The 25241-nt window shown below is 41.8% G+C and carries 25 protein-coding genes and 1 riboswitch; of the genes, 11 read left to right on the top strand and 14 right to left on the bottom strand.

The features are described from left to right. Positions 1-15: 15 nt before the first annotated feature. The 3 genes from dapA to AC4HAF_RS01965 all read right to left on the bottom strand — a co-directional run bounded on the left by dapA (position 16) and on the right by AC4HAF_RS01965 (position 2763). Entirely contained in the window at positions 16-924 is a 909-nt protein-coding gene (gene dapA / locus AC4HAF_RS01975; RefSeq protein WP_491090891.1) for a 4-hydroxy-tetrahydrodipicolinate synthase, read from the bottom strand. A gap of 522 nt (positions 925-1446) precedes the next feature. Then, complete coding sequence (locus AC4HAF_RS01970) at positions 1447-1839, bottom strand: YwiB family protein (protein WP_491096453.1); 393 nt, start codon at positions 1837-1839, stop codon at positions 1447-1449. A 45-nt stretch (positions 1840-1884) separates the two neighbouring features. Further along, positions 1885-2763 (bottom strand): TSUP family transporter, encoded by an 879-nt coding sequence (locus AC4HAF_RS01965; protein WP_491096452.1) that lies wholly within the window; start codon positions 2761-2763, stop codon positions 1885-1887. Between the two features lie 109 nt (positions 2764-2872). On the opposite strand from AC4HAF_RS01965, the gene AC4HAF_RS01960 reads away from it, so the two are divergent. From AC4HAF_RS01960 to AC4HAF_RS01945, 4 genes are all read left to right on the top strand, one after another. Beyond that, positions 2873-4183 carry an HD domain-containing protein gene (locus AC4HAF_RS01960; protein WP_491096451.1) on the top strand — a complete coding sequence of 437 codons (1311 nt, stop codon included), beginning with the start codon at positions 2873-2875 and terminating at the stop codon, positions 4181-4183. A gap of 163 nt (positions 4184-4346) precedes the next feature. Further along, positions 4347-5156: a sugar-phosphatase gene (yidA, locus tag AC4HAF_RS01955; RefSeq protein ID WP_491096450.1), complete on the top strand. Its 810-nt coding sequence runs from the start codon at positions 4347-4349 to the stop codon at positions 5154-5156. Further along, positions 5156-6370, top strand: a complete 1215-nt coding sequence (locus AC4HAF_RS01950) for an aminoacyltransferase (RefSeq protein ID WP_491096449.1) — start codon at positions 5156-5158, stop codon at positions 6368-6370. The genes yidA and AC4HAF_RS01950 overlap by 1 nt, the downstream gene beginning before the upstream one ends. Continuing rightward, on the top strand, positions 6370-7602 hold the full coding sequence (locus tag AC4HAF_RS01945; RefSeq protein WP_491096448.1) for an aminoacyltransferase: 1233 nt from the start codon (positions 6370-6372) through the stop codon (positions 7600-7602). Before AC4HAF_RS01950 ends, AC4HAF_RS01945 begins: the two co-directional genes overlap by 1 nt. A 454-nt stretch (positions 7603-8056) precedes the next feature. Here AC4HAF_RS01945 and tpiA read toward each other — a convergent pair whose 3' ends face one another. From tpiA to AC4HAF_RS01905, 8 genes are all read right to left on the bottom strand, one after another. Next, positions 8057-8815 carry a triose-phosphate isomerase gene (gene tpiA, locus AC4HAF_RS01940; RefSeq protein WP_491096447.1) on the bottom strand — a complete coding sequence of 253 codons (759 nt, stop codon included), beginning with the start codon at positions 8813-8815 and terminating at the stop codon, positions 8057-8059. Positions 8816-9032: 217 nt separating this feature from the next. Continuing rightward, entirely contained in the window at positions 9033-10229 is a 1197-nt protein-coding gene (gene tuf, locus AC4HAF_RS01935; protein WP_491096446.1) for an elongation factor Tu, read from the bottom strand. 119 nt (positions 10230-10348) lie between these two features. Further along, positions 10349-10534, bottom strand: a complete 186-nt coding sequence (locus AC4HAF_RS01930; RefSeq protein ID WP_491096445.1) for a hypothetical protein — start codon at positions 10532-10534, stop codon at positions 10349-10351. Beyond that, a complete protein-coding gene (gene ftsW, locus AC4HAF_RS01925) occupies positions 10527-11810 on the bottom strand; it encodes a cell division peptidoglycan polymerase FtsW (protein ID WP_491096444.1) in 1284 nt (427 codons plus the stop codon). Before ftsW ends, AC4HAF_RS01930 begins: the two co-directional genes overlap by 8 nt. 224 nt (positions 11811-12034) lie before the next feature. Further along, positions 12035-14770: a phosphoenolpyruvate carboxylase gene (ppc, locus tag AC4HAF_RS01920; protein ID WP_491096443.1), complete on the bottom strand. Its 2736-nt coding sequence runs from the start codon at positions 14768-14770 to the stop codon at positions 12035-12037. Positions 14771-14880: 110 nt separating this feature from the next. After that, positions 14881-15267 carry a DUF4430 domain-containing protein gene (locus tag AC4HAF_RS01915; protein WP_491090903.1) on the bottom strand — a complete coding sequence of 129 codons (387 nt, stop codon included), beginning with the start codon at positions 15265-15267 and terminating at the stop codon, positions 14881-14883. Then, a complete protein-coding gene (locus AC4HAF_RS01910) occupies positions 15251-15766 on the bottom strand; it encodes an ECF transporter S component (RefSeq protein ID WP_491091119.1) in 516 nt (171 codons plus the stop codon). The genes AC4HAF_RS01915 and AC4HAF_RS01910 overlap by 17 nt, the downstream gene beginning before the upstream one ends. A 1-nt stretch (position 15767) precedes the next feature. Beyond that, on the bottom strand, positions 15768-16898 hold the full coding sequence (locus AC4HAF_RS01905) for a 5-methyltetrahydropteroyltriglutamate--homocysteine S-methyltransferase (RefSeq protein WP_491096442.1): 1131 nt from the start codon (positions 16896-16898) through the stop codon (positions 15768-15770). Between the two features lie 167 nt (positions 16899-17065). Here AC4HAF_RS01905 and AC4HAF_RS01900 point away from each other — a divergent pair, with 167 nt between their 5' ends. The 7 genes from AC4HAF_RS01900 (at position 17066) to AC4HAF_RS01870 (ending at position 22190) form a co-directional block, all read left to right on the top strand. Further along, positions 17066-17911, top strand: coding sequence for a glycoside hydrolase family 25 protein (locus AC4HAF_RS01900; protein WP_491090906.1), 846 nt, complete (start codon positions 17066-17068; stop codon positions 17909-17911). A 41-nt stretch (positions 17912-17952) separates the two neighbouring features. Beyond that, positions 17953-18052, top strand: a riboswitch (TPP riboswitch). A gap of 40 nt (positions 18053-18092) precedes the next feature. Then, the gene (gene thiT, locus AC4HAF_RS01895) at positions 18093-18668 is read left to right on the top strand and encodes an energy-coupled thiamine transporter ThiT (RefSeq protein ID WP_491090907.1); all 576 of its coding nucleotides are present in this window, start codon (positions 18093-18095) and stop codon (positions 18666-18668) included. A gap of 149 nt (positions 18669-18817) precedes the next feature. Continuing rightward, the gene (locus AC4HAF_RS01890) at positions 18818-19801 is read left to right on the top strand and encodes a peptidoglycan recognition protein family protein (protein WP_491096441.1); all 984 of its coding nucleotides are present in this window, start codon (positions 18818-18820) and stop codon (positions 19799-19801) included. Between the two features lie 43 nt (positions 19802-19844). Beyond that, positions 19845-20687 (top strand): DUF368 domain-containing protein, encoded by an 843-nt coding sequence (locus AC4HAF_RS01885; protein WP_491096440.1) that lies wholly within the window; start codon positions 19845-19847, stop codon positions 20685-20687. Continuing rightward, complete coding sequence (locus tag AC4HAF_RS01880) at positions 20684-21157, top strand: aminoacyl-tRNA deacylase (protein WP_491096439.1); 474 nt, start codon at positions 20684-20686, stop codon at positions 21155-21157. The genes AC4HAF_RS01885 and AC4HAF_RS01880 overlap by 4 nt, the downstream gene beginning before the upstream one ends. 2 nt (positions 21158-21159) lie before the next feature. Then, a complete protein-coding gene (locus AC4HAF_RS01875; RefSeq protein WP_491096438.1) occupies positions 21160-21522 on the top strand; it encodes a YccF domain-containing protein in 363 nt (120 codons plus the stop codon). Positions 21523-21542: 20 nt separating this feature from the next. Continuing rightward, on the top strand, positions 21543-22190 hold the full coding sequence (locus tag AC4HAF_RS01870; protein ID WP_491096437.1) for a histidine phosphatase family protein: 648 nt from the start codon (positions 21543-21545) through the stop codon (positions 22188-22190). A gap of 48 nt (positions 22191-22238) precedes the next feature. Here the strand turns inward: AC4HAF_RS01870 and AC4HAF_RS01865 are convergent, their stop codons facing one another. The 3 genes from AC4HAF_RS01865 to AC4HAF_RS01855 form a co-directional block, all read right to left on the bottom strand. Further along, complete coding sequence (locus tag AC4HAF_RS01865) at positions 22239-23141, bottom strand: HAD family hydrolase (protein WP_491090914.1); 903 nt, start codon at positions 23139-23141, stop codon at positions 22239-22241. A 274-nt stretch (positions 23142-23415) separates the two neighbouring features. Then, entirely contained in the window at positions 23416-23898 is a 483-nt protein-coding gene (locus AC4HAF_RS01860; protein WP_491096436.1) for a hypothetical protein, read from the bottom strand. A gap of 11 nt (positions 23899-23909) precedes the next feature. Further along, the gene (locus AC4HAF_RS01855) at positions 23910-25160 is read right to left on the bottom strand and encodes a LysM peptidoglycan-binding domain-containing protein (RefSeq protein WP_491096435.1); all 1251 of its coding nucleotides are present in this window, start codon (positions 25158-25160) and stop codon (positions 23910-23912) included. Positions 25161-25241: the final 81 nt, after the last annotated feature.

The raw sequence follows: 25241 nt of genomic DNA, 5'->3' as shown, positions 1-25241 counted from the left end.
TTATTTACTCTTGGATTAATTCATTCCTTTTTCTTTATTAGCTGCTAAAACAGTCTTCAAAGCAGCTATTCCTTCTTCGGGTAAATAATTGAATGGACGGCGGCAGTCGCCAACAGGATAACCTAATAATTTTACAGCTGTTTTTACTACCGTATTTGGATTTCCATATTTGAAAACAGCTCTAAAATCAGCAATAGAGTCCTGAGCTTGTTGAGCTTCTTCAAGTTTCCCTTCTTGGAAAAGATTGTAAATTGATGAAAGAACATGAGGATAGACATTTGAACAGCCTGCAATTCCTCCTGTTCCGCCTTCTTTTAAAGCTGGCAAAATCAAAGCATCATTTCCAGATAGCACAAAGAACTTTTTATCTAAATTTTTCGTCCTGTGGATATATTCTTTGAGATTCTCCCAATCACCGCTTGAATCCTTTGCACCAATGATATTATCAACATCTCGTGCCAATTTTTCAACTGTTTCAGGCAGGAGTTTATTCCCTGTCCTCGCTGGAATGTTATATAAAACAATTGGTAAGTCAACTTCTTTTGCAACCGCTATATAGTGATCATACAGTTCCTTTTGTGAAGCAAGAGCAAAACTTGGTGTGATAATAGATAAAACATCTGCTCCCAATTCCTGTGCGGCTTTACTTAACTGGATTGTTTCTTTAGTAGAGATACATCCTGTACCAGCATAAACAGGAACTCTTCCTTTAACTTGTTCAATAGTCGTTTTCAGAACTTCGATCTTTTCTTCATAGCTTAAAATGTATCCTTCTCCATTTGTTCCAAACGGAAAAATGCCGTGCACACCTCCTTCAATGAGACGTTCAATTTGATTTCGCAGTTCATCTAAATTTACCGACTCGTCATCTCGCATTGGAGTTAAAATAGGAGTAATGATTCCTTTTAGCTCAATATTGTTCATGTGTAACTCTCCTTTACCCCAAAAGGGGATTTCTTGTTTTTGACAACCATAATTATACTATTTTGGTAGCAGTTTAGAAGATTTTTGCAAGGAAATACGAAACAAAATGAAACATTATAAAATAAAGTTCAGTCATTTATTCCATTCTTTGTTTTTAGTTCCTTTTTGAAACGTTTTTGCATTCCTAATGTCCTTAACTTTATTACATCATGATATGAATGAGGGATTCTCTCTAAAATGAAATCAATGCCTCTCTGACCTTCCTAGATCTTTAAATTATTTTCAGTCAGCATCTTATAGCTGAGTAACTGAAGTAGCGATATTTCTTTCTGAATAATACAAAATAGAATCAAAAAAACGAATGAGTTCTGCAACTAAGGCCACTGCAGGTTGCTATCATTCGTTTTTTTCATTTTTATATAATTGTTTAGTCTGTTTGTTGCCCATCAAGCTTTATAAGAAAATTTGCAGGCTTATATTTTAAAAACAGTATTTCACTTTACAATAAGTTATTATCATTTCCTATGACCATTTCAATTCTAAGTGATAGTCTGCAAAGACGGTCTGTGACTCTGGATCTGGAGCTTTCAATACATAGTCAATCCGGATAGACTGCTGAGTTTGGTCCATTCTAAATAAGCTGGTTTCTGTGACAAAGTGCTGAAGGCCTGCAGGGGTAGGCAGGCTGACTAAGGCCCGTTGATTCTTGTGAAATCGCATGATGGTTTTGGGAGTTGAAAAACGGGTCATGACAAGTTCTTCATGGCTGCACTTGATAATGACTTTCTCGTCTTCTTCATTGACAAATATCAGGTAATGAAAGCCGTTTTTTTCTGTCACATCAACAGGATAAGACTCTTCAATGATTTCAATGTCACCGTCCAAATCAATCTCATTTCGTAAATGAAGCTGCATACTGTCTCCTATCATTTGACTTTCTTTCACTGCTTCTTTGCCCGCTTATCTTTTGATAATGGAAGAGCGCAATAGGGTTCCTCCGGTAAAAAGGGCAATGAAAATAACTAGAATCTTAAGATTATTAATATCTAGGCTGCTAAGGAAAAAGGCTGCTGTCAAAACGCCGAGAACTCCGCCTATAATAATTCCCAGCGTCCCCGGCCAATGCACGCGATCAGACTTGATAAATTCTAAGGAACTGGCAGTCAGAATCATTGCCGCATCCAGCATCATAACCGGCAGAGCAATGGAAGGGTTAATTCCCATTAACGAAAAGAAAATCAGCTCGGGCGCATAATTACCAAGACCCATAGTCATCAGCATACCGATGACAAAGTCAAAGATAATCCCCACCAGAAGCCAGATACCTGTTAAACCGCGCACATCAGATGAGATACCGGCTCCCGGATTAGTCAGCATCCGGTAGACCATCACCAAAGCCGCAATAATCAGCAGAATCCCCAGCACACGCTGTACCTGTCGGGTATTCCAGTTTTTAGTAATGCGGCTGCCAACAAAGGCGCCGGTAAAAGAAGCTGCGGCCATACAGACCAACGTTGTAATATCGACCTTGACAATCGTTACAAAACAAAGCGCCTCTACCAAGACAGGAATTACATGGGCCGTTGACATGGTGGCTGGTATTTGGCGGTCATCCTCAACTAACTTTGTTGCCTTAAACAAAGTTGTCGTTGTTGCAAAAGTGCCGATTCCCAAAGTATCAAGCAGATCAGTCAGATAACCAATCCAAAAACCTGTTAAAAATTTTTCTTTTAAATTAATCCGATGTTTTTTAGCATGTAATAAAATAGTTCCCATAATCCCGATAATCAGGGTAAATAAGAGCAGCTGAATGACATGGAGTATTAAATTATTCGTCATTCATTCATTATAATGCAAATTGAGAAATCCGTAAATACAAAAAGAAATTTTTTCTATTGCTGATACCCAGAAAACAGGCATTCTAAACAATTTTTGTTATAATGGAAGTATGAATGAAAAAGTATTTCGCGATCCTGTTCATAATTATATTCCTGTTGAAAACGAAGTCATTTATGATCTCATCAACAGCAAAGAATTTCAACGGCTGCGCCGCATCAAACAGCTCGGTTCTTCCAGCTTTACTTTCCACGGTGCCGAACACAGCCGTTTTTCGCATTGTCTGGGAGTTTATTATCTGGCCAGACGCGTCACGAATATTTTTGACAAGAAATATCCTGAAACCTGGAATAAGGATGAATCGCTCTTGACTATGACCGCTGCTCTTCTTCATGATATCGGTCACGGAGCTTATTCGCATACCTTTGAAAGACTTTTCGATACCGATCACGAAGCCATTACCCAGCAAATCATATTGAGTCCGGAAACAGAAATCAACCGTATCCTGCGGAGTGTTTCCTTTGATTTTCCTGATAAGGTGGCCAGTGTTATCAATCATACCTATCCCAATAAACAGGTCGAGCAGCTGATTTCCAGTCAAATTGATGTTGACCGAATGGACTATTTGCTGCGGGATTCTTATTTTACCGGTGCCAGTTACGGTGCCTTTGATTTGACCCGAATTCTGCGGGTTATCCGCCCGATGGAAAATGGTATTGCCTTTTCCAGAGACGGCATGCACGCTGTTGAAGATTACATCATCAGCCGTTACCAGATGTATATGCAGGTTTACTTTCATCCGGCCAGCCGAGCTATGGAAGTGCTGCTGCAAAATCTCCTCAAGCGCGCTAAATATCTCTATCCGGGAGAAAAAGAATTCTTTGCCATCACATCGCCTCATCTCGTTCCTTTTTTTGAAAATGCTGTTACTTTGGAGGACTATCTCAGTTTGGATGACGGCGTTATGAACACCTATTTTCAGACCTGGATGAACAGCGGTGATAAGATCCTGGCCGATCTGGCCGGCCGCTTTGTTAATCGCAAGGTTTTCAAATCCATTACTTTTGATGAGGACAAGCTGTCTGAACTGGATAAACTAAGAGAGATTGTTTCCTCACTTGGTTTTGACCCCGATTACTACACAGCGGTCCATCTTAATTTTGATCTGCCTTATGATGTTTACAAGCCGGATGTCAAAAATCCACGGACACAAATTGAAATGCTGCAGGAAGACGGATCCATTGCCGAACTGTCGACACTGTCTCCGCTTGTTCGTACCCTGTCGGGGACAATACACGGCGATCGGCGCTTCTATTTCCCAAAAGAGATGCTGATTAAAGATGATTTGTTTGCTGAAGCTAAGGAAACCTTTGCGGGCTATATCAAAAACAAGCATCTGACCATACCTGACAGCTCAAATTAAACGGAAATTCTCACTGTGCTCTTTGCTGTCTGTGTAAGCTGATTAAGCCGGATGACACTCTTTCAGGCGCGCTTAGGATAAATTCTTTCCGTCAGCATGACAAACAGCGTGATTTTTAGTAAGATAGTTTGTAGAAAACTGTATTTAGAAATTAGGAAAACTTATGTCAATTAAATTAGTTGCTGTTGATATTGACGGCACACTGCTCAACAATAAACAAGAAGTAACGCCGGATGTCTTTTCAGCCATTCAGGACGCTAAGAAAAAAGGGGTCAAAATTGTTATCGCTACCGGACGTCCCATCGCCGGCGTCACTGGCCTCTTAGAAGAACTCAACCTCAGAAACCAAGGCGATTATGTCATCACTTTTAACGGCGGTCTGGTGCAGGATACGGCTACAGGAGACGTTCTTGTTAAAGAACCTTTAGCTTATGAGGACTATCTTGATATTGAGCTGCTCAGCCGTAAATTGGGCGTACACATGCATGCTATCACTAAAGAAGGCATCTATACGGCCAACCGCAATATCGGCAAGTTTACGGTTCACGAAGCCAGCCTTGTCAATATGCCGCTCTACTACCGCACTCCCGAAGAAATGGCTGACAAGGAAATCGTCAAAATCATGATGATTGATGAACCGGATGTCCTGGCCGCAGCGATTGCCAAGATACCGGCCAGTTTTTATCAGGATTTTACCATCGTTAAATCACGTCCTTTTTACTTAGAATTTATGAATAAAAAGGTCAGCAAGGGAACTGCAGTCGCTAATTTAGCACAAAAACTGGGACTCAGCAAAGATGAAACCATGGCAATCGGCGATGAAGAAAATGACCGTACCATGCTTGAAGCAGTAGGCAATCCTGTTGTCATGGAAAATGGTATCCCTGAACTTAAAAAGATCGCAAAATACATCACCAAATCAAATGACGAAAGCGGCGTTGCCTACGCCCTTAGAGAGTGGGTCTTAAACTAATGTACACTTATAAAATCGGTATCTCGGCTGAAGAACACGACCGCTTTGTTCAGGAGAGTCAGCAGACAAACCTCCTGCAAAGTGCCAGCTGGGCTCATGTGAAAGATAACTGGAAAAGCGAACGCATCGGTTTTTACGAAGACGGAAAGCTGCTGGCTGCTGCTGCTATCCTCATCAAGCCTTTGCCCATGGGCATGTCCATGCTTTACATCCCCCGCGGACCGATTATGGACTATGAGGACACGGCATTGCTGAGCTTTGTATTAAGCTCCCTGCAAAAATACGCCAAAACTCAGCGCGCCCTTTTCATCAAATTTGATCCCTTTATTTTGCTCAGCCATCATCAAGTTGACGAGGAAGCAGTTCCTAACCCCAAGGCTCAGGGCATTATCAAAAGCCTTGAAAAACTGGGCTGTGAGTGGCTGGGACAGACAGCTGATATGAGTGAAACCATTCAACCGCGCTTTCAGGCCAATATCTATGGCAAAGATTTTGCTGAAGCCAACCTGTCCAAAAAAATCCGTCAGTCTATTCGCACGGCCAAAAATAAAGGGGTTGCCATCCAATTCGGCGACTACGACCTTTTAGAAGATTTTGCCATTTTGATGAAAAAAACCGAAGACCGTAAAAGTATCCATCTCAGAGGAATTGACTACTACAAAAAGCTTTTGGATACTTATCCTAACCAGTCTTACATTACCTTAGCAACACTGGATTTAACAGAGCGGCTGAAGACTTTGGAAGAGCAAAAGAAAAAGGCTGAACAGACCTTAGCCAATTATGGTGATAAGGTTAAGCCCGGCAAGATTGACAATACCAAAAAAGAAATCGAGCGTTTGGCCGATGAGATAAGCTTTTTACAAGAACAATTAGAGGCAGGCAAAGATATTGTTCCGCTGTCCGGCACTCTGTCACTTGAATTTGGCGGCACTTCTGAAAATGTCTATGCCGGCATGGATGAAACATTCCGCCGCTATCAGGCAGCTATCTACACATGGTTTTCAACTGCCCAGCATGCCTTTGAAAGAGGCAATGACTGGCAGAACATGGGCGGTATCGAAAACGACCTCTCCGGCGGACTGTACAGTTTCAAGTCAAAATTCAAACCGGAAATTGAAGAATTTATCGGTGAATTTAATTTACCGGTCAGTCCTCTCTATAAATTAGCCAATATTGCTTATACCATACGCAAAAAACGAAGGAGCAAGCACTGATGTCCTTACAAAGCATTTCAAAAGATGAATTTGCAGACCATATTCAAAAAGCCCAGCACAAATCGTTCATGCAGACCTTGGAAATGGCTGAGCTTCTTGCTAAAAGAGGCTATGATATTGACTATGTTGCTTGGAAAGAGCAGGCAGAAATTGAAATCTCTGCTATTTTATACAGCATGCCCATGACCGGCGGCCGCTATTTTGAAATTAACTGCGGTCCTGTCATCACTGCTCATGACCATCTGAGCGATTTTTACCGAGATTTAAAAGATTATGTCAAAGAAAGAGGCGCTTTAGAGTTCCTCATCAAGCCCTATGATACCTATCAAAGTTTTGACAGCAACGGTCAGGCAACAGAAGCTGAGAAAAAAGAACTCATCACACAGCTGACTGACCTTGGCTATCATTTTGACGGACTTCAGACAGGCTATCCCAGCGGTGAAGGCAACTGGCATTATGTCAAAGATTTATCAGGTCTAAGTGAACAGACCCTCCTCAAATCCTTTAGTAAAAAAGGACGTCCCTTAGTCAAAAAAGCCAAGACTTTCGGTACCAAACTTCGAAAATTAAAGCGTGAGGAGCTGCACCTCTTTAAAGACATCACCTCTGCTACTTCTGATCGCCGTGAATACACGGATAAGGAGCTGAGCTACTACCAAGACTTCTATGACAGTTTTGGCGATCAGGCTGAATTCATGGTGGCCAGCCTTAATTTTCAAGACTACTTTGACCACCTTCAGCAAAGTCAAGATAAATTAGGAACCAAAATAACTAAACTCAAGGCTGACCTTGAAAAAAATCCTCACTCCGAGAAAAAACAAAATCAGCTGCGTGAATTCTCCAGCCAATTTGACACCTTCACAACCCGCAAAAAAGAAGCTCAGGAACTTCTTGAAAAGTATGGCAATGAAGATGTTATTCTAGCCGGCAGCCTCTTTGTCTATACTCCTCAAGAAGCTGTCTACCTTTTCTCAGGTTCCTACCCGGAATTCAATAAATTCTATGCGCCCGCTCTCCTGCAGGAACATGTCATGCTGGAAGCTCTTAAACGCGGCATAACCTGCTATAACCTCTTAGGTATTATGGGAATTTTTGACGGTTCTGACGGTGTCCTGCGATTTAAGCAGAATTTCAACGGCTCCATCGTCCGCAAGATGGGCACCTTCCGCTACTATCCAAAACCGCTCAAATATAAGATTTTAAACACGATCAAAAAAATCTTACGACGATAAGCTGTTTTTTCCGCATAATCTGAGATTTGTCTTTTTTGAAGCTTTCCTTAAGTGCTAACGGACGGTAGCGACTTTCTTCGAAATTCCATACCTAAGATTTGAGTCTAAGGTCTCAAATCTTCCGAGTGCCTGAAACATTAGCCTTTCAGGCACTTTTATCACAGCGGAAAGCTTCAGTTAAGGCAGAGTTCCTTCGCTTGCAAATTAATAATATTTAAATGGAAATTTGCAGAGCTTCAAAACATATATTGTATAGAAAAATAGACTTATTTTCAGATTGAAACGCCCTGATTAGGGGTGTTTTTTACACCTTTTGATTTTTACTTATCTTTATTTTCCAATAAAAAACACTGTTAATCTTTATCAACAGTGTTTTTTATATGAGATGAACTTCTTCTTATTTTAAAAATTCAAGGACAAGAAGAAATTTATCATTTTGGGTTAGCTGCTCAGCTTATTTCACAAAGTCAAGAAGAGCAAGGAAACTATCAGCCTGCAGAGATGCACCGCCGACAAGAGCACCGTCAACGTTTTCTTTTGCCATGTATTCAGCAACGTTTTCGGGTTTTACAGAACCGCCGTATTGGATACGAACAGCCTCAGCCACTTCTTTGCCGTAAAGTTTTTCAACAGTTGCGCGAACAACACCGCAGATTTCATCAGCAATGTTAGCATCAGCAGATTTACCGGTACCGATAGCCCAGATTGGTTCGTAAGCGATAACCAAGTTAGACACTTGCTCAGCAGTCAAATCTTTAAGGTCAGCTGTAATTTGACCTTCGATCCATTCAGCTGTCTTACCAGCTTCATAAGTTTCGAGAGACTCACCGCAGCAAAGGATTGGAGTCATGTTATGGTTGAAGATCGCATGAGCTTTTTTGTTGATTTCTTCATCTGTTTCATGGAAGTAATCACGGCGTTCTGAGTGACCGATGATGACATATTCAACACCGAGAGCTGCAAGAGCTGCAGGGCTTGTTTCACCGGTAAAAGCACCAAAATCTTCCCAGTAGCAGTTTTGAGCGGCTACTTGCAATTCAGTGTCTCTGACACCTTTTTTCATCCCTTCAAGGAACAATGCAGATGAGCCAACAACAGTATCAACAAGCTCATTTGAAGGAATATTGTTTTTAACAGCATCAACAAATTCACGAGCTTCAGCAGCTGTCTTGTTCATTTTCCAGTTTCCGGCAATAATTGGTTTACGTGACATTTCACATACCTCTTCTATTTTTTATTTACATTGTCTATTTTACCATAAATTCAGGGTGATTGAAAGATTAAGAAAGTATTTTACAAAAGTCTTGACAATAAAATTTTGACTGCTGCTGCCTATCAAGAGTACCAAAAAAAGAGTCTCATACGAGACTCTTTTACAAGATAAGTTGTCTGACTTAAATTGTTATCTGGGAAAACTTAATTGTTTTTGATTAAGCTTCGATTTCTGAAACGATACCTGAACCAACAGTACGTCCACCTTCACGGATAGAGAAAGTAGTACCTTGTTCAACGGCGATTGGGTGGATCAATTCAACGTCGATAGTAACGTTATCACCAGGCATAACCATTTCAGTACCTGCTGGCAATTCAATTGAACCAGTTACGTCAGTTGTACGGAAGTAGAACTGTGGACGGTAGTTGTTGAAGAATGGAGTGTGACGTCCGCCTTCTTCTTTAGTAAGGATGTAAACTTCACCCTTGAATTTAGTATGTGGATGAATTGAACCTGGTTTAGCAAGAACTTGACCGCGTTCGATTTCATCACGTTGGATACCACGAAGAAGCACACCGACGTTATCACCGGCAAGACCTTCATCAAGCTGTTTACGGAACATTTCAACACCAGTAACAACAGCTTTTTGAATATCGTCACGGATACCAACGATTTCAACTTCATCATTGACTTTAACAGTACCACGGTCGATACGTCCTGATGCAACAGTACCGCGTCCAGTGATTGAGAATACGTCTTCGACTGGAAGAAGCAATGGTTTATCAGTATCACGTTCTGGATCTGGAATGTATTCATCAACAGTATCCATAAGTTTCATGATAACATCTTCTTGTTCAGTGTCACCTTCAAGCGCTTTAAGAGCTGAACCTTGGATAACTGGAATGTCATCACCTGGGAAATCGTATTCTGAAAGAAGGTCACGGATTTCCATTTCAACCAATTCAAGCAATTCTTCATCATCAACCAAGTCAACTTTGTTCATGAAGACGATAAGGTATTTAACACCAACTTGGCGTGAAAGCAAGATGTGTTCACGAGTTTGCGGCATTGGTCCGTCAGTTGAAGCTACTACAAGGATAGCTCCGTCCATTTGAGCGGCACCAGTGATCATGTTTTTAACATAGTCCGCGTGTCCTGGAGCGTCGATGTGAGCATAGTGACGTTTAGCTGTTTCGTACTCAACGTGTGCAGTATTGATTGTGATACCGCGTTCGCGTTCTTCTGGAGCAGCATCGATTGATGAGTAATCTTTAGGTTGATTTACTGCGCTGGGAAGACGACGTGCAAGAACGGTTGTGATTGCAGCTGTCAAAGTAGTTTTACCATGGTCAACGTGTCCGATAGTACCAATGTTAACGTGTGGTTTACTACGATCGTATTTTTCTTTTGCCATTTTGGGAAAAGCCTCCAATAAAATATATTTTATAGATAGACGGTAGGCAATACAGTCTAACTTTACCTTATTATTTTAACAAATTACACTGAAAATGCAAGCATTTTATATAGATGTCTCTATCTTTTTTTCTGAGAAAAGCTAAAATCAGCCTTTAGCAGGTAAAAACAGGCAGCTCCTTCTTTTTCTGGCTTGACATTTTTGCCGCTGCTCAATGGTGCACAAAAAATAAAGAGGATTGGCCTGTTTTTGCACATTGCAAATCCAATCCTCTGTTTAAATTGTTCATCCGGCAGTTCAATCATTGTAGAGCTCTTGATAGATTTCTTCCTCAGATGCCACAAAAACATCATCAGTACTGCGCTCTGCCTCTGCTACTTCCCGATAAATTTCCTCTCGTTTCTCATTGGCATCAATATTTAAAACAAAGCCGATAGCCACAGAGAGAACCAAGAGGCTGTTTCCGCCCTGCGACAGGAAAGGAAAGGTAACCCCCGTTGAAGGAATGAGACCTGAGATACCGCCGATATTGACAAAGACCTGCATGAGCATCATGCCGCCAACGCCCAGAGCAATCATTGAATTGAAGGAACTTTTAGCTTTGATACCGACCAAAAGAATTCTCAAAATCAAAAAGAAAATCAAAGCCAGAATCAAGCTGGCACCAATCAGCCCCAGTTCCTCGATAACAATAGAAAAAACAAAGTCTGTCTGCGCTTCCGGAAGATAGCCGCGTTTCTCAATGGAATTTCCCAAGCCGCGGCCCAGCCAGCCGCCGTTGCTCATCGCATAATAGGAATTAGCCAGCTGGTGTCCTGAGTCGGTGACATCCTGAAAGGGATTGAAAAAAGCACTGAAACGTTTGGCCACATAACCAAAAACAGGAACCTTACTCATGGTTTTGACACCAACCATATTGATGATGCCCAAAAAAACGGCCGACAGGGCAATAATTCCGGTCAGCAGAGCCGAAAACCACCGGTAGCCGACACCGCTGACTGAATACATCACGACAGCTGTCAAAACAATAATGGTTGCATTTCCCAAGTCCGGCTGCGCTGCCACCAAAAAGATTAAGACCAAAGAATAAAAGCGCCAGTCTTTCAAATCACTCAACTGCTTGGGCAGCCATTTGCGCTTGGTCAAGGCCTGATAATCATAAACTTCAATGGTTTGCTGGCGTCTGGCAAAGGTAAAGGCCAAAAACCAAACCATAATAATTTTTAAATACTCCGCCGGCTGGAAACTGATGGGCCCCAGAACGATCCAGCCGTGTGCTCCGTTGACCTCCTGAGTCCAGAAACGGGCGATAATCAGCAGTATGGCTTCTATCAGCATCACAATGGTCAAAACACCGCTGTTTTTTAAGAAATTTAATTTCAGCCGGTAAATAAAAAGAATGGCGAGCAGGCTGATAATCCAAAAAATACCTTGGTTTATAACCGAGCGAAAGGGATTCAAGCCATTCTGAATCAAGTTGGCACTAGTCGTTGAATAGACAATAATCAACCCCAAAACCGACAAAATCAAATAGGGGAGCAGTATCGAATAATTCAGCAGGTGCCGCTTATCAATTTTCATATGTTTTCCTCAAAATATCTTACAAATCTAACATTAGCATTATACCATCTTTTAGATTTAAAACAAAGAAGAGAGCCAAACAAAAATTAGCAGATATCAAAGTAATTTTACTCCGGCACTTACTTGCATAGAAAAAACACCCCAATCGTTTTTAGGCCTAACGTTTGAGGTGCGGTTCATTTTCAGTAAAATTTTAATTTTGACTGTCTGCTACAGGGCGCTGATTAACCGGAATTACGCAGACCGGTCGCAACACCGTTGATGGTGATATGAATCAGATTTTCTAAATTTTCACCCAGCTCACCGCGGCGCTGACGCTTAATTAGTTCAATTTGAATATAGTTGAGCACATTGAAATAAGGCAGGCGGGAATCAAGACTGGCTTGCAGGTAACTGTTGTCCTCCAAAAGATGTTCATGATTTTCGATAGATAAAATAATATTCTTTGTCAGCTGCCATTCATCCAAAATCGTGTTAAAGACTTCTTTTGTTTCTTCATCCTGACACAGTTTGGCATACTCAAAGGCGATGTTCATATTTGATTTTGACAGAACCATGTCGACATTGGACAAGAGAGAATGAAAGAACGGCCACGATTGATACATTTCCTGCAGCGTAGCTAGATTTTTTTCATCTTTATCAATGAAATGTTTGAAAGCCGAGCCTACACCGTACCATCCGGGAAACATAATCCGATTTTGCGACCATGAGAAGACCCAAGGAATGGCACGTAAACCGCTGATCTCTGTAATTGTTTTACGGGCTGCAGGACGTGATCCGATATTTAAACTGGAAACTTCCCGAATCGGACTGGCTGCAAAGAAATAATCATAGAAATGCTCATTGCCAAAAACAAGGTCGCGGTAAATCGCATTGCTGTCTGCCACAACTTCGTCCATAATCAGACGGTAGCCGACCAAGTTTTCAGCATCAACAATTCTTCTTGTCACGATGCGATCCAGGGTTGCTGACACCAGCATCTCCAAGTTATAATAAGCGACATCTTTGTTGCCGTACTTATTGCCGATGACTTCACCCTGTTCTGTCAGGCGGATACGATCTTTAATAGAACCAAAAGGCTGTGACGTAATCGCTTCATAAGACGGACCTCCGCCGCGCCCTACTGTTCCGCCGCGGCCATGGAAGAAGGTGATTTTCACACCCTTATCCAGACCAATCTCTGTCAATTCATTCTGCGCCTTATACAAGGTCCAGCCCGAAGACAGATAACCGCCGTCCTTGTTGGAATCAGAATAGCCAAGCATAATTTCTTGGTAGCCATTATTGGCAGCAATCCATTTTTTGACAATGGCATAATCAAGATATTGCTTCATAATATCCCGCGAATTATCCAAGTCTTCGATCGTTTCAAACAGAGGAACAATCTGCACACGCGCTTTTTCGGTGTCAACCAGACCGACTTCTTTAAGCATGACTGCCAGCTCAAACATATCAGAGACACTTTCGGTATGCGAAATGATGTGCTGCTTAATAACATCCTCACCCAGAGCATCTTTCAGCTGTCTGGCTGTTTTAAAGATAGCCAACTCTTTTTGCAGAAGCTCCGACTTTTCAACATGGGTTGCTGAAAGAATCCGCGGATCTTCCAACAGCTGGCGGAGCAAGATCCGGCATTTCTCGTCTTCAGGCAGACTGCTGTAGTCATCCACAATATTGGCCGAAGCCAATAGCTCCGCCACACAGGCTTCATGAACACTTGAGTCCTGGCGCATGTCGATAGAGGCCAAAAAGAATCCAAACACATCAACTGCCTGAATCACTTCGGTCAAATCACCGCTAACCAAAGCAGAATCATTATTTTCCAAGAGAGAGTCCCTGATGAGCTCTAAGTCATTCTGAAATTCCCGAGCTGTTTGATAAGGCTGAGTTTGCTGTTCTTCAGCAGATTCCAAATCAAGCGAAGCCTTTGAGAAATCTCCTTTTTTCAGATAAGCCAAGGTTGCCTGCAGTCTTGACTGAATGTAGTAAAATGCTTTGCGGTAAGGTTCTTTTTCACGATAAATGGAGACATCTGCCGAACGATCCGCCATCTCTTTGACGGCCTCACTGATTGTAGAAAGACTGGAAGACAAAGAGAAGGTCCGATACAAGTCTGAGAGTTTGCTGATATAATAATTCAAAATGACTTCACTTTGAACCAAAGCAGATATTTTTAAGGTTTCAGCTGTTACATACGGATTGCCGTCACGGTCACCGCCGATCCACATTCCCATGGTAATCGGTTTTGCGCCATTCAGATCAATCCCTTTTTGTTCAGCCAGCTGCTTGTATTGACTGCTGAACTTAGTAACCGCCTTAATCAAAGAGGAATTGTAGTATTCCATGACATTGGTGATTTCATTGGTAACTTTGAGCTTTTTCTCACGGATAATATCTGTCTGCATAATCAGCTCAACATAGCGGCGCAGGTCATCGTACCATTTTTGCCTGTTGATAGAACCGGACTTAGTGTCACGGTACTTGCGCAAAAGCTCATGAATCCGATTGGTCAAGTCCAGCATGGTCTTGCGCTGCACCTGAGTCGGATGGGCTGTTAAAACCGGTACGACATTGACATTTTCTAAAATTTCCTGAGCATTGTCTTGTTCAGAAACCAGATCAATCGTTGCCGATATCTTGCCAAGATAGTCAATATCATTGTTGTTTTGATAATTGACCTCATAAGCCAAATTAACATCTTCAGAGATATTAATCAAAAGCGGCAAAATTGCAAAATAACGTGAAACCACAACCATCTCGTCATTATTGAGCTGCTTGATGGCTTGCTCTAAATCCTGATGCTTTCCTTCAGCAGATAATGTTTTTAAGAGGGTAATCTTATCAAAACTATCCTTTCCGATCATTTTCTTGGTAACATCATCCAATAATTCAGTAAGAATGCTGATTTCTTCGGCGATGGCCTCTTTATCATTTCTGCTCTCTAATTTACTGACTGTCACGAAATGCAATTCCCTTCTTTACATTGATAGTTTCTATCATATCATTTTTAACAAAAAAGTAAATAAATTCTCCAGTATTGGTGCGCTTTCATAGCGAAAACACAGCTGCTTCACTTTTTGTCTTTGTAAACTTTCTGGTAAAACTCAATCTTATCGCCGTCTTTGACCTTGATCTTATCAGCGGATTTAGACGCTAATTTATTGTTCACATCAAACATCCAGTAACGTCCGGCCTTCTTATCCTGGGACAAGCCGTCAATAGCCGTGATGAAGCCGCTCTTTTCTTTGACTTTGTAGTTAGCTTTCAGCACGTCCATCACCGTATCTCCCTTATTAAAGGAAACCTTTTCGTCAGTTTTGTTAGAACCGGTCTTAACAATCAGCCTGACCTGAAAATCTTCAGACGTCTTACTTTTACTGCCGGTTTCGCTGTCGCTGCAAGCTGCTAGAAAGAGAACGATTCCGGTTAAGGCTAAAAATTCATATAGTTTTTTCATTGGATAATAATCTCCTAAAAATGGATAAGATGATGGGATAGAAAAGCACAGTCGACACAGCATGCATCAGATTGAACGTCATACCAGCCAAAATATAAGCAAACACCGGAGCTGCAAACAGTAAGGCTGAGTAAGTATCAACAACGATACCGTAGATAACGCTCATCAGGCCTGCCAAAACAGCCTGCAGAATTATCTGATTTATGCTGCCAAGCCGCAAAGACTTCGTCAGAGGATAACAAATGAATTTCCATAAGAATAAGATGCTGCCAAAACCAATAACCTGTCCTAAAACCCAAGGGCCAAAGCCCAGCAGAAAACTGGTAACCAGCATTGTTACAGACATAATCAAAAAGCTTTCCCAAAAGCCGTAAAAAACTGCGCATACTAAAAAGATGGCAGTTATCGGCTGAATATTGGGCAGACCGGCAAAAGCAATTCGCAAAACAATCGCTAATGCCGACAAAATCGCAATGCGGCTGATTTTTTGAAGCGGCATATTATCCCCAAACGTCATCAATAATTTCTTTTACAAGTTCTAATTTAGCCCATTGATCTTCCTCTGTCAAGATATTTCCTTCTTCTGTTGAGGCAAATCCGCACTGAGTGGACAGCCAAAGCTGATCCAGCGGCAAATATTGGCTGGCCTCTTTAAGGCGGGCAATGACAGCTTCTTTATCTTCAAGTTTAGCATCCTTTGACGTAATCAAGCCAAGGACAGCCACCTTATCCGGATCTTTGAATTCCGCTAACGGTTCAAAACCGCCTGCACGTTCACTGTCAAATTCTAAAAAGTAAGTTTTAGCGGCTTCTTCTCCAAACAGTTCCTGAGCGACCGGACCGTATCCGCCTGATGACGCCCATGTTGAATGATAGTTGCCTCGACAGACATGCGTATTGACCTGCAAACCGTCCGGAACATTTTGGTAGACATCATTATTTAAGGTCAGAAAAATGTCTGCCAATTCATCTCTGACTTGTTTAGAACTTTTATTCTGCGGAGCACCCCAGGCTGTTAAAAAGACTTCATCAACCAAAGTTCCCCAGGTACAGTCATCAAATTGAAGGGTTCTCAGACCAGCCTTATACAGGTCTTCTATCACTGTCAGGTAGGCCTTTTTGATATCCTGCCGCAATTGTGCAAAATCAGGATAGACTGCATTTAATTTTGCAACATGGTCGGCATCGCGGATCAATTCAAAATAAAACTGTGCCGGAGCCGGAATAGTATATTTGGCTTCAACGCCCTCTTTGTCAGCAAGGAGATCATATAAGAACTTATAATCAGCAACAAAAGGATGATTTTCTCCGCTTATCTTTCCGGCAATTAAAGCTGAGTCAGCCTTGGTTGTTTCATCATGAAAATGATAGCCTTCTGCTGCCTGAACATGATCAATTCCTTGAAAGCCCCAGAAAAAGTCCAAATGCCAGTAGGCTCTGCGGAATTCACCATCAGTTACCTTTTCAAGGCCCACTGCTATCTCCTTATCAACCAATTCTTTGATCAGCCGGTCTTCAACAGCCCTCAGCTCTTCTTTGGAAATTTTCCCGGCTTCAAATTCTTCCCGTGCTTTTTTCAGAGCTTCCGGACGTAAAAAGCTGCCAACATGTTCAAAATATTTTTTTGCCATCTTTTTCTCCTTATTATAGATAGAAATGATTATCTTTCATTTTATCATCTGTTCCTATAGCTGTAAAATATAAATATATTATGATTTGCTATAGCTAATGACTATATGTGCTGCTGTTAAACAGACTTATTTTGCTTTTTTCCAAACTTTACGTTAAAATAAGGAAGATGAGAAGAAGAATTAAGCCTGTCTTTGTTCTGGCTTTCTTCAGTTTGTTCGGACTATTGCTCATTCTGGGCAATGTTCGTTCTGAAAGTGCGCGGCAAAAAGAATTAGCTGCTGCTAAAAAATCAATTCCTGAAATTGAACAGACTGCAAAGAAACCAAAAGCAAATTCAGATGGAGACACTTTTACTCTTAATCCGATTATTGATATCTCCGGCTGGCAGCTGCCCAGCGAAATTGATTATGACACCCTGTCCAGTAACATATCGGGTGCCATTATCCGGGTTCAGGGAGGCTCAGGCATTGCTAAAAAGAACAATGCTGCTCACAGTTCCGGAGTTGACAAATCGTTTAAGACACATATTGAAGAGTTCCAAAAACGAGGCATTCCTGTAGCTGTCTACGCCTATGTCCGCGGGTCCAATGTCAAGAAAATGAAGTCTGAGGCTAAAACTTTCTACAAAAACGCTTCGCCTTACAACCCGACTTTCTACTGGCTTGATGTTGAAGAAAAAACCATGTCTGACATGAATAAAGGTGTTAAGGCTTTCCGTGATGAACTGAAACGTCTCGGTGCTGAAAATGTCGGCATTTATATCGGCACCTATTTCATGGAAGAGCACAGCATTTCCACCAAAGGCTTTGATGCTATCTGGATACCGACCTATGGCACAGACTCAGGCTATTTTGAAGCCGTTCCAAAGACCAAATTAAACTATGACCTGCACCAATATACTTCTCAAGGTCAGCTGCAGGGCTTTAAACACACCTTGGACCTCAATCAAATTGCCGTCAACAAGGACACCAAAGCAACCTATGAAAAATTATTCGGGCCGGTGAATGAATAAGCTTGACAGCTTTTAGCTTCCGTCATATAATGTAGGTAACAGAATATCACAAGGAGTGCTTCTTAGCTGAGATTGCCTTTGGCGAAATCCTATGGACCTGATCTAGTTAATACTAGCGTGGGGATGTGACTAATTGATGAAATTAACACATGCAAACTCCTTGAATGAAAGGAGTCTTTTTATGTCCAAAAATTCAGTCATTCTGGTTGAAGCGGCTCTGGCTGCTGCTTTAGCCATGGTCCTGTCGCTCCTGCCTGATTTTGCCAGTTGGTTTACGCCGTCTTTCGGAGCTATTCCCCTCATCATCTTCGCCTTAAGAAGAGGAGCTAAATATGGGATTTTATCCGGCCTGCTCTGGGGACTGCTGCATTTTCTTTTAGCAAAGGTCTACTACCTAAGCCTTTCACAGGTCATTCTGGAATATATCCTTGCCTTTCTTTGCATGGGCTTTGCCGGTTTTATGCAACATCCCCTGCAAGCAGCTCTTAAGAAGGAAAATAAATCCAAGGCCCTGTTTTATGCCATTACGGGAGCTTTTGCAGCTACTCTCAGCCGGTATATCTGCCATTACATCGCCGGATTTATCTTTTGGGGAAATTACGCACCAAAAGGAATGTCTCCTTTTTGGTATTCTTTTACTGTCAATGGCAGTGCAGGATTGTTTACGTTTTTGGTAGTTGTTTTGGTTCTGCTTGTTCTGGTGCCCGGTCAGCCGCAATTCTTTTTGCCTAAGACCAAGGCAAAAACAAAGAACTAAACCAATTCATATCCTTTGAAAGCACAAAGAGGCGGAAGAATTTCGCCTCTTTTCAATTTGGAAGCCTAATAGGCTGATACAGCAAGTAAGATCAAAATGTCTTACTTTTTTATTTCAGTTTTTTAAGCCAATCATGCTATTATAATGGTATGGCTAAAAAACGAAAAAGCAAAAAACATATGTCAAAGAAAAGCCGGCGCAGACGGCAGCAAAAAAAGAAAAAGCAGCTTAAATACTTTATTCTCACAGGATTTGTGCTTGTTGTCTTGGGACTTGCTCTTTTTCTTTACCAGCATCGCTTTCATGTCTCTGCCTCTTATGAAACGAAGCAGACAGCCATTGTTGCAGCTGACTCTTCACCGGCTCTCTATCCTTATCTATTTGATCTGGCTGCAGACAAATTGGAACAAAATGCCACTGTACAAGTAGAAGGCTATTTTCTGACCAGCTTAAAAGGCAGGCAAGTCACTCTGGCTAAAATAAAATTAAAGGGGCGCACCTGCTATGTCAATGCTAAAAAACTTCAAATTCAGCAGACCAATGCCATCAATCAATATATCGCCGCTTTACAGTACCCTCATGTAGAGATGACCAAGGCTATCTATTCACAGTTTGATAAAAAAGCCTATTATAGTTTCTCCGGCCAGCCCAAAGGCATTATTATTCACGATACCGGAAACGATAGTTCATCTATCCAGAGTGAAGTCTCTTATATGGAGAAAAATTATAAATCAGCCGGTGTTTTTGTCCACAGCTTTATTGACAAAGACAGTATTCTTCAAATTGCCGATGACCGCTACATGGCTCAGGGTGCCGGTCCTAAAGGGAATCCTTATTATCTTCAGTTTGAAATGATTCGCGAGCACAGCCAGTCAGATTTTGCCAAACAGCTGGCCAATGCTGCTTATTATACAGCTGTCATGCTTAAAAAATATCACCTGCCGGTTACGCTGGGACAAAAAGATGCCTCAGGCACTGTCTGGACGCACCAGATGGTATCCAGCTATTTGGGCGGAACAGACCACCAAGACCCAGATGACTACTGGAACACAGCTGCTGCAGAATTTTTTGCCAGCGATTACTCCGTAAAAAACTTTTTAGATTTGATTCAAGCCTACTATAATCAGCTTTAAAATGATATAATGGGAAAGTATATTATTTATTTTGGAGGAAATCATGCTTTCTTGGATAACAAGATTAATCAAAGGGATCATCATTGCCCTGGGCTTTATTCTGCCCGGTGTATCAGGCGGAGTCTTAGCTTCTATTTTAGGTCTGTATGAGCGTATTATTTCATTTTTAGCACACTTGTCAAAAGACTTTGTCAAAAATGTTCTCTTCTTCATTCCGGTAGGAATCGGCGGTATTCTGGGAATCGCGCTTTTTTCTGCACCCTTAGAGTACCTTTTGGAACATTATGAGGTCCCTGTCCTTTGGGCCTTTACAGGAACAATCGTCGGTACCCTGCCGACTCTGTTCGCTGAATCCACGCAAAAATCTAAGCGCGATAAAGCAGACTGGGCCTGGCTTCTGGGAACTTTTTTGATTTCCGGTCTCCTGCTCTACTTTTTAAATGACTTAGTCGGTACCATTCCGGCTAATTTCGCAAGCTTTGTCCTTGCCGGTGTTCTGATTGCTCTTGGTGTCTTGGTACCGGGGCTCAGTCCGTCTAATCTTCTTTTAATTATGGGACTGTATTCACCCATGCTGACCGGTTTTAAAAATCTCGACTTACTGGGAGTTTTCCTGCCGATTGCCATCGGCGGTATGGCAGCTGTCCTGCTCTTTTCAAAGCTTATGGATTACGCCTTGACCCACTACCATTCCCGCGTTTATCACTTTATTTTGGGACTTGTCATTTCAAGTACGCTTCTAATCATCATTCCAAATCCAAGAAATACGGAGAGTATCTCCTATGCAGGCAGCAGCTGGCTGACCTTCTTAGCAGCTGCTTTGTGCTTTGCTGCCGGTATTGCTTTGGGACTTTGGATGAGCAAACTTGAGGAAAAATACAAATGAGCAAAAAGCATAAACTGAAAAAAACACTGGTGGATCAGATTTTGGATAAGGCCAAGATAGAGCACGACAGTTTAGCACTCAATGCCCTAGAAGGCAAGCTGCCAGAGGACATCAAAAAAGAGGATATTTTTAAAACGCTGGCTCTGACAGGTGACAAAACAGGAACTCTTATCGGAATTCTCCCTATCACAGAACACCTGTCTGAAAAAAAGCTGGCTAAAGTATCCGGTAACAAGAAAGTCAGTATGATTCCGCAAAAGGAATTGCAAAAAACAACCGGCTATGTCCACGGTGCTAACAATCCTGTCGGCATCAGGCAAAAACATCATTTCCCTATCTATATTGACCGCATCGCGCTTGACAAAGGAAAAATGATTGTATCAGCTGGTGAAATCGGCCGGTCTATCCGCATCGACAGCCAAATTTTAGCACAGTTTGTCAAGGCTGAATTCGCTGATATTAAGGAGTAAGCATGCGTATACTTGGAAACATTGTTTGGTTCTTTTGCTCCGGACTTTGGGCTGCTATTGCCTGGTATGCAGTAGGACTGCTGCTTTGCATCACTGTTATCGGGATTCCTTTTGGACTGCAGTGTTTTAAAATTGGCTCTTTCGGCCTTTTTCCCTTTGGCAAAACAATCATCTTTTCAGACCGTTTCTCCAGCCTCTTAGGAAATATCATCTGGATTTTACTGGCCGGCTGGGAGCTGGCTCTGCTGCATCTGGCCAGTGCTGCTGTACTTTGCCTGACCATTATCGGAATTCCTTTTGCCATACAGTCGGTAAAGATGGCCGGCATCAGTCTTTTTCCTTTTGGCGTTGAAATTATTGATTAGAGTTGGGAGATATAAGAATTGTGAAACTGTATTTTATCAGACATGGAAAAACTGAGTGGAACTTAGAAGGCCGCTTTCAGGGTGCCGGCGGAGACTCACCGCTTTTAACGAGCTCTGTTAAAGAACTTGAGCTTTTAGGCCGACATTTGAAAGACATCAAATTTGACAGGGTATATTCCAGTGATCTCAAACGCGCGAAGCTGACCAGCCAGATTATCACTCGGGAAAATGTTCATCCTACAGACATTACCTATACTAAAACCCTGCGGGAATGGAATCTGGGCAGACTGGAAGGCCAAAAAATCAGCTTAGTCAGCTCCATCTATCCCAAACAAATGAAAGCTTTCCGCCATAATCTGGCACAGTTCAACCATTCCATCTTTGACGCCGAATCTGTTTACCGTGTGACGCACCGCGTCTCAAACTTTGTTAAGTCGCTTAAAGACCTGCCGGCTCAAAATATTTTACTGGTGGGCCACGGCGCTACACTGACAGCAGCTATCCAGTCACTCTTGGGCAATGAACCTGCTCAGTTTCGCCGCGACGGCGGCCTGGATAATGCCAGTATTACTATTTTAGAAACAAAAGATTTTGAACATTTTGACCTTATCACTTGGAATGATGTTTCCTATAAAGAAAAAATGCCTCAAGAAGTCAACGTACACTAAAAGAGAGCCAATTAAAATCAAAAATCGTGATTTTAATTGGCTCTCTTTTTACTTAGCGTATTTCAAGCGCAGTACTTTTTCTTGGTTCTTATCCAGCCTAAGCAGAATAACAACCTTATCAATGCTGATATTGCTTTCCAGTAAACGTTCGGCAGCCATCATAAGACCGTTATTAATTCCCAGCTGTAAGACAGGATTGCTACGGTCATTAGTGTCAAAAATAAATTTATGGCTGGGCAGATCAAACAAGACCTTCACTGCTCCGTAGAGCTGCTCAAAGGAGTCAATCTGCAAATCAAAAACAGGCTTTGTTCCGGGCTTCAAGCGGCGGCCGCGATGATTAAACCACATGGAGTGCCAGCCGCTGTTATGAGCTCCAATGATATCATTGTCATAAGAGTCTCCCACATACAGCGTCGTATCCGGATCCATATCAAATTGCTCGGCAGCCAAATTAAAAATTTCTTTCTGCGGTTTTTGAAAACCTGTCGCCTGGCTGACCAAGACCCGCTTAGGAGCAACATAATCGTAGAGTCCTAATTTTTTTATCTTTTTCAGCTGATGCTCGGTCGGACCATTGGTAATAACGCCCATGGGAATATTTTTTTCTTTCAGAAAATCCAGTGTCAGACGCATTTCATCCAGCATTGTAATCTGATCGAGCTCTTTTTCGTAAATAGCCTGAAAATGATTGCCCTCATCTTCACTGATCTGCCGATAGCCAAACTCCAATAGGGTCTGTTCACAGCGCCAGAAACGAAAATATTCGGTTGTCCATTCTCCGGCCATTACCCGCGGAAAACCGGTGTCGGAATAATGGCGAAAACGAATATAAGCCTGATTGATCTGAGCCATGTCAAAATCAGGAAAACAGTTTTCGACAGCACTGCGGTACGGTGCCTGCTGGTCATAAATAGTGTCATCAACATCAAAAACAATAGCACTAATCATAAGTAAGTCTTTCTAAATCTTAATTCTAAAAAATTATACTATTTTTTCAGTGTTTTTTCAAAATCTTTATCACCTGCTTTCTCGGCATGCAAAGGTAGCTTTTCCCACTGAGACGGCCCTTGGTCAAAAATATTATTCTTTTGTTTGCTTTCAAACTGAGTTTCTTGCTGCATTATGACCATTAAAAAAGAGCTTAGTTCATCAGCTGATGAACTGAGCTCTTAAGCTGTCCTGCATTCAGGACGATGACTATAGATCTCTGCCTTTACGATTGTTAATCAATTTGCTCAAAACGCATCTTTTGTTTTACCTGTCCTTGACCGGCATCGGAAATCTGGTAAGTAAAACTGCGTGAGCTAAAATGCTTTCCAAAGGCTAAGACGCTGTTGTACTGCCATTGAGACAGCTTATTGTCTTCTACTTTCCCTAAAGTCACTTTATTGCCTTTGGCCTTATATTTCCAGGCTGCGCTTGTGCTCTGATCTTTATAGACTTTTTCAAACTGCCTGTCGCTCTGTACAGCTTTTAAAGCAGCAGCTTTATTCCGAGTAACAATGGCCTTGTCACCAGTACCGGAAAACACAACATACATCACCCGGTCATTCTTTTCGCCTTTAAGAACACTTGAATACTGATAGGCATGCCCTGGAATCATCTTTGCTACATGGTGGCTGGCATAGTAATAAAATCCGCCGCCAATGACGAGAAGACCAAGAAGAGCTACAGCGATAACAGTTATTAGCTTACGTTTAGTCATTATTTCCCTCACTATTCTACGTCACTATAAGAGTCATCAGCCGCTTCTGTTACAGCTTGAGTCGTTTCTTCCTCATAGGAATATGATGCGTCTGAATCTTCATTTGCATCGTTACTGTCCGGAATATCTGCGGCATCACTGTCAGTACTGCTGTTGTTGCTGTCAGTATCAGTATCTTCATTTGGAGTATCAACCGCATTATCATCTGAAGCATCGCTTTGCTCTGTTTCTTCTTCGTCAGACTTATTGTAAATACTCAGATCAAGGCTAAGCGTTTTCTCACCTGCTGCTGTAACATCCAGCTGAACTGCTTGTGCATCAAGCAAGTTTTGCAGATAGCCATCATTTAGCAGTTGGTCATAGATAGCCTTAGCAGCTTCTTTAGCTGCTTTTTCGGTCCGAGCAGTGCTCTTTACCTGAATGTTTTGATTTTGGTACAAGCTTTCTTCTTCCAAATCTTCTGTCTGACTGGCATCTGTCGAATCATGGGAGATAAAACTAATCTGTCCGGAAGTCCCATTATTAAGGATAAGCTGGTTAATTTCGTCTTGAACAGCATCCTGATATTCATTTTCTTCTAAGGTATTTTCTTTAGTCTTCCGTTTTTTACTCTTATTTTTACTGCTAGTACTTGATTTCGTTTTACTGTCGGCTATTGATTGGTCAGCTTCGTCATCGCTAGAAGAACTATCTGCATCATTCTCGTCAGCCATTTGATTGGCAGATGATGAGGCATCGTTGTCATCATCGGCAGCAGGATAATTGTGCTCAATATGATTGTCTTCATAGTAAGCTGTGTTGTTGACAATAACCACAGTGTCATCATCGCTGTAAAAATTAATATTGATTGAGGTGTGGGCACAGTAGTGTCCGGTTCCCTCATAGGTATAGGTTACAGGAACTTTTCCGTCACGGTTAAGAATGAGGACATCCCCCGCATAAATCAAATCGACGTTAGCGATGTTATTGTCATAAGCAAGTTTTTGGATAGAAATACCAGTTGCCTGAGAGATTCCCCAAAGGGTATCGCCCCACTGAATAACATAGCGTTCACCATTGAGGCTGTTTAAATTAATATTTTGAGATGAGATATTGTTGCTGATTTGATCCGGAGTACTGGCAACCCAGTTGGTAATGTCAGCACGCTGAGCGTTAGTCTGGTCAGCATAAAAATCACCTGCTGCTGCTTTTGTCTGCACAAGCATCGGCAAAACAAGCGCACCCAGCATCATAGCACTGCCAAAAAGCTGTTTCTTTTTCATTGATAATCCTCCCAAAAAGCCTGCCAATCGCCATTTTAACCGTTGATGATATTAAAATTAAAAAATTGGCACTGATTAACA

This window comes from Streptococcus sp. ELY_90 (assembly GCF_058314475.1).
Note: the sequence above shows the minus strand (reverse complement) of the source record. Positions and strands in the feature narration are given on the sequence as shown.

Bases quoted from the DNA above. Each gene is read 5' to 3' on its own strand.
- dapA (WP_491090891.1), bottom strand. From the start codon at position 924: ATGAACAATATTGAGCTAAAAGGAATCATTACTCCTATTTTAACTCCA.
- AC4HAF_RS01970 (WP_491096453.1), bottom strand. From the start codon at position 1,839: ATGCAGCTTCATTTACGAAATGAGATTGATTTGGACGGTGACATTGAA.
- AC4HAF_RS01965 (WP_491096452.1), bottom strand. From the start codon at position 2,763: ATGACGAATAATTTAATACTCCATGTCATTCAGCTGCTCTTATTTACC.
- AC4HAF_RS01960 (WP_491096451.1), top strand. From the start codon at position 2,873: ATGAATGAAAAAGTATTTCGCGATCCTGTTCATAATTATATTCCTGTT.
- yidA (WP_491096450.1), top strand. From the start codon at position 4,347: ATGTCAATTAAATTAGTTGCTGTTGATATTGACGGCACACTGCTCAAC.
- AC4HAF_RS01950 (WP_491096449.1), top strand. From the start codon at position 5,156: ATGTACACTTATAAAATCGGTATCTCGGCTGAAGAACACGACCGCTTT.
- AC4HAF_RS01945 (WP_491096448.1), top strand. From the start codon at position 6,370: ATGTCCTTACAAAGCATTTCAAAAGATGAATTTGCAGACCATATTCAA.
- tpiA (WP_491096447.1), bottom strand. From the start codon at position 8,815: ATGTCACGTAAACCAATTATTGCCGGAAACTGGAAAATGAACAAGACA.
- tuf (WP_491096446.1), bottom strand. From the start codon at position 10,229: ATGGCAAAAGAAAAATACGATCGTAGTAAACCACACGTTAACATTGGT.
- AC4HAF_RS01930 (WP_491096445.1), bottom strand. From the start codon at position 10,534: ATGATTGAACTGCCGGATGAACAATTTAAACAGAGGATTGGATTTGCA.
- ftsW (WP_491096444.1), bottom strand. From the start codon at position 11,810: ATGAAAATTGATAAGCGGCACCTGCTGAATTATTCGATACTGCTCCCC.
- AC4HAF_RS01915 (WP_491090903.1), bottom strand. From the start codon at position 15,267: ATGAAAAAACTATATGAATTTTTAGCCTTAACCGGAATCGTTCTCTTT.
- AC4HAF_RS01910 (WP_491091119.1), bottom strand. From the start codon at position 15,766: ATGCCGCTTCAAAAAATCAGCCGCATTGCGATTTTGTCGGCATTAGCG.
- AC4HAF_RS01905 (WP_491096442.1), bottom strand. From the start codon at position 16,898: ATGGCAAAAAAATATTTTGAACATGTTGGCAGCTTTTTACGTCCGGAA.
- AC4HAF_RS01900 (WP_491090906.1), top strand. From the start codon at position 17,066: ATGAGAAGAAGAATTAAGCCTGTCTTTGTTCTGGCTTTCTTCAGTTTG.
- thiT (WP_491090907.1), top strand. From the start codon at position 18,093: ATGTCCAAAAATTCAGTCATTCTGGTTGAAGCGGCTCTGGCTGCTGCT.
- AC4HAF_RS01890 (WP_491096441.1), top strand. From the start codon at position 18,818: ATGGCTAAAAAACGAAAAAGCAAAAAACATATGTCAAAGAAAAGCCGG.
- AC4HAF_RS01885 (WP_491096440.1), top strand. From the start codon at position 19,845: ATGCTTTCTTGGATAACAAGATTAATCAAAGGGATCATCATTGCCCTG.
- AC4HAF_RS01880 (WP_491096439.1), top strand. From the start codon at position 20,684: ATGAGCAAAAAGCATAAACTGAAAAAAACACTGGTGGATCAGATTTTG.
- AC4HAF_RS01875 (WP_491096438.1), top strand. From the start codon at position 21,160: ATGCGTATACTTGGAAACATTGTTTGGTTCTTTTGCTCCGGACTTTGG.
- AC4HAF_RS01865 (WP_491090914.1), bottom strand. From the start codon at position 23,141: ATGATTAGTGCTATTGTTTTTGATGTTGATGACACTATTTATGACCAG.
- AC4HAF_RS01860 (WP_491096436.1), bottom strand. From the start codon at position 23,898: ATGACTAAACGTAAGCTAATAACTGTTATCGCTGTAGCTCTTCTTGGT.
- AC4HAF_RS01855 (WP_491096435.1), bottom strand. From the start codon at position 25,160: ATGAAAAAGAAACAGCTTTTTGGCAGTGCTATGATGCTGGGTGCGCTT.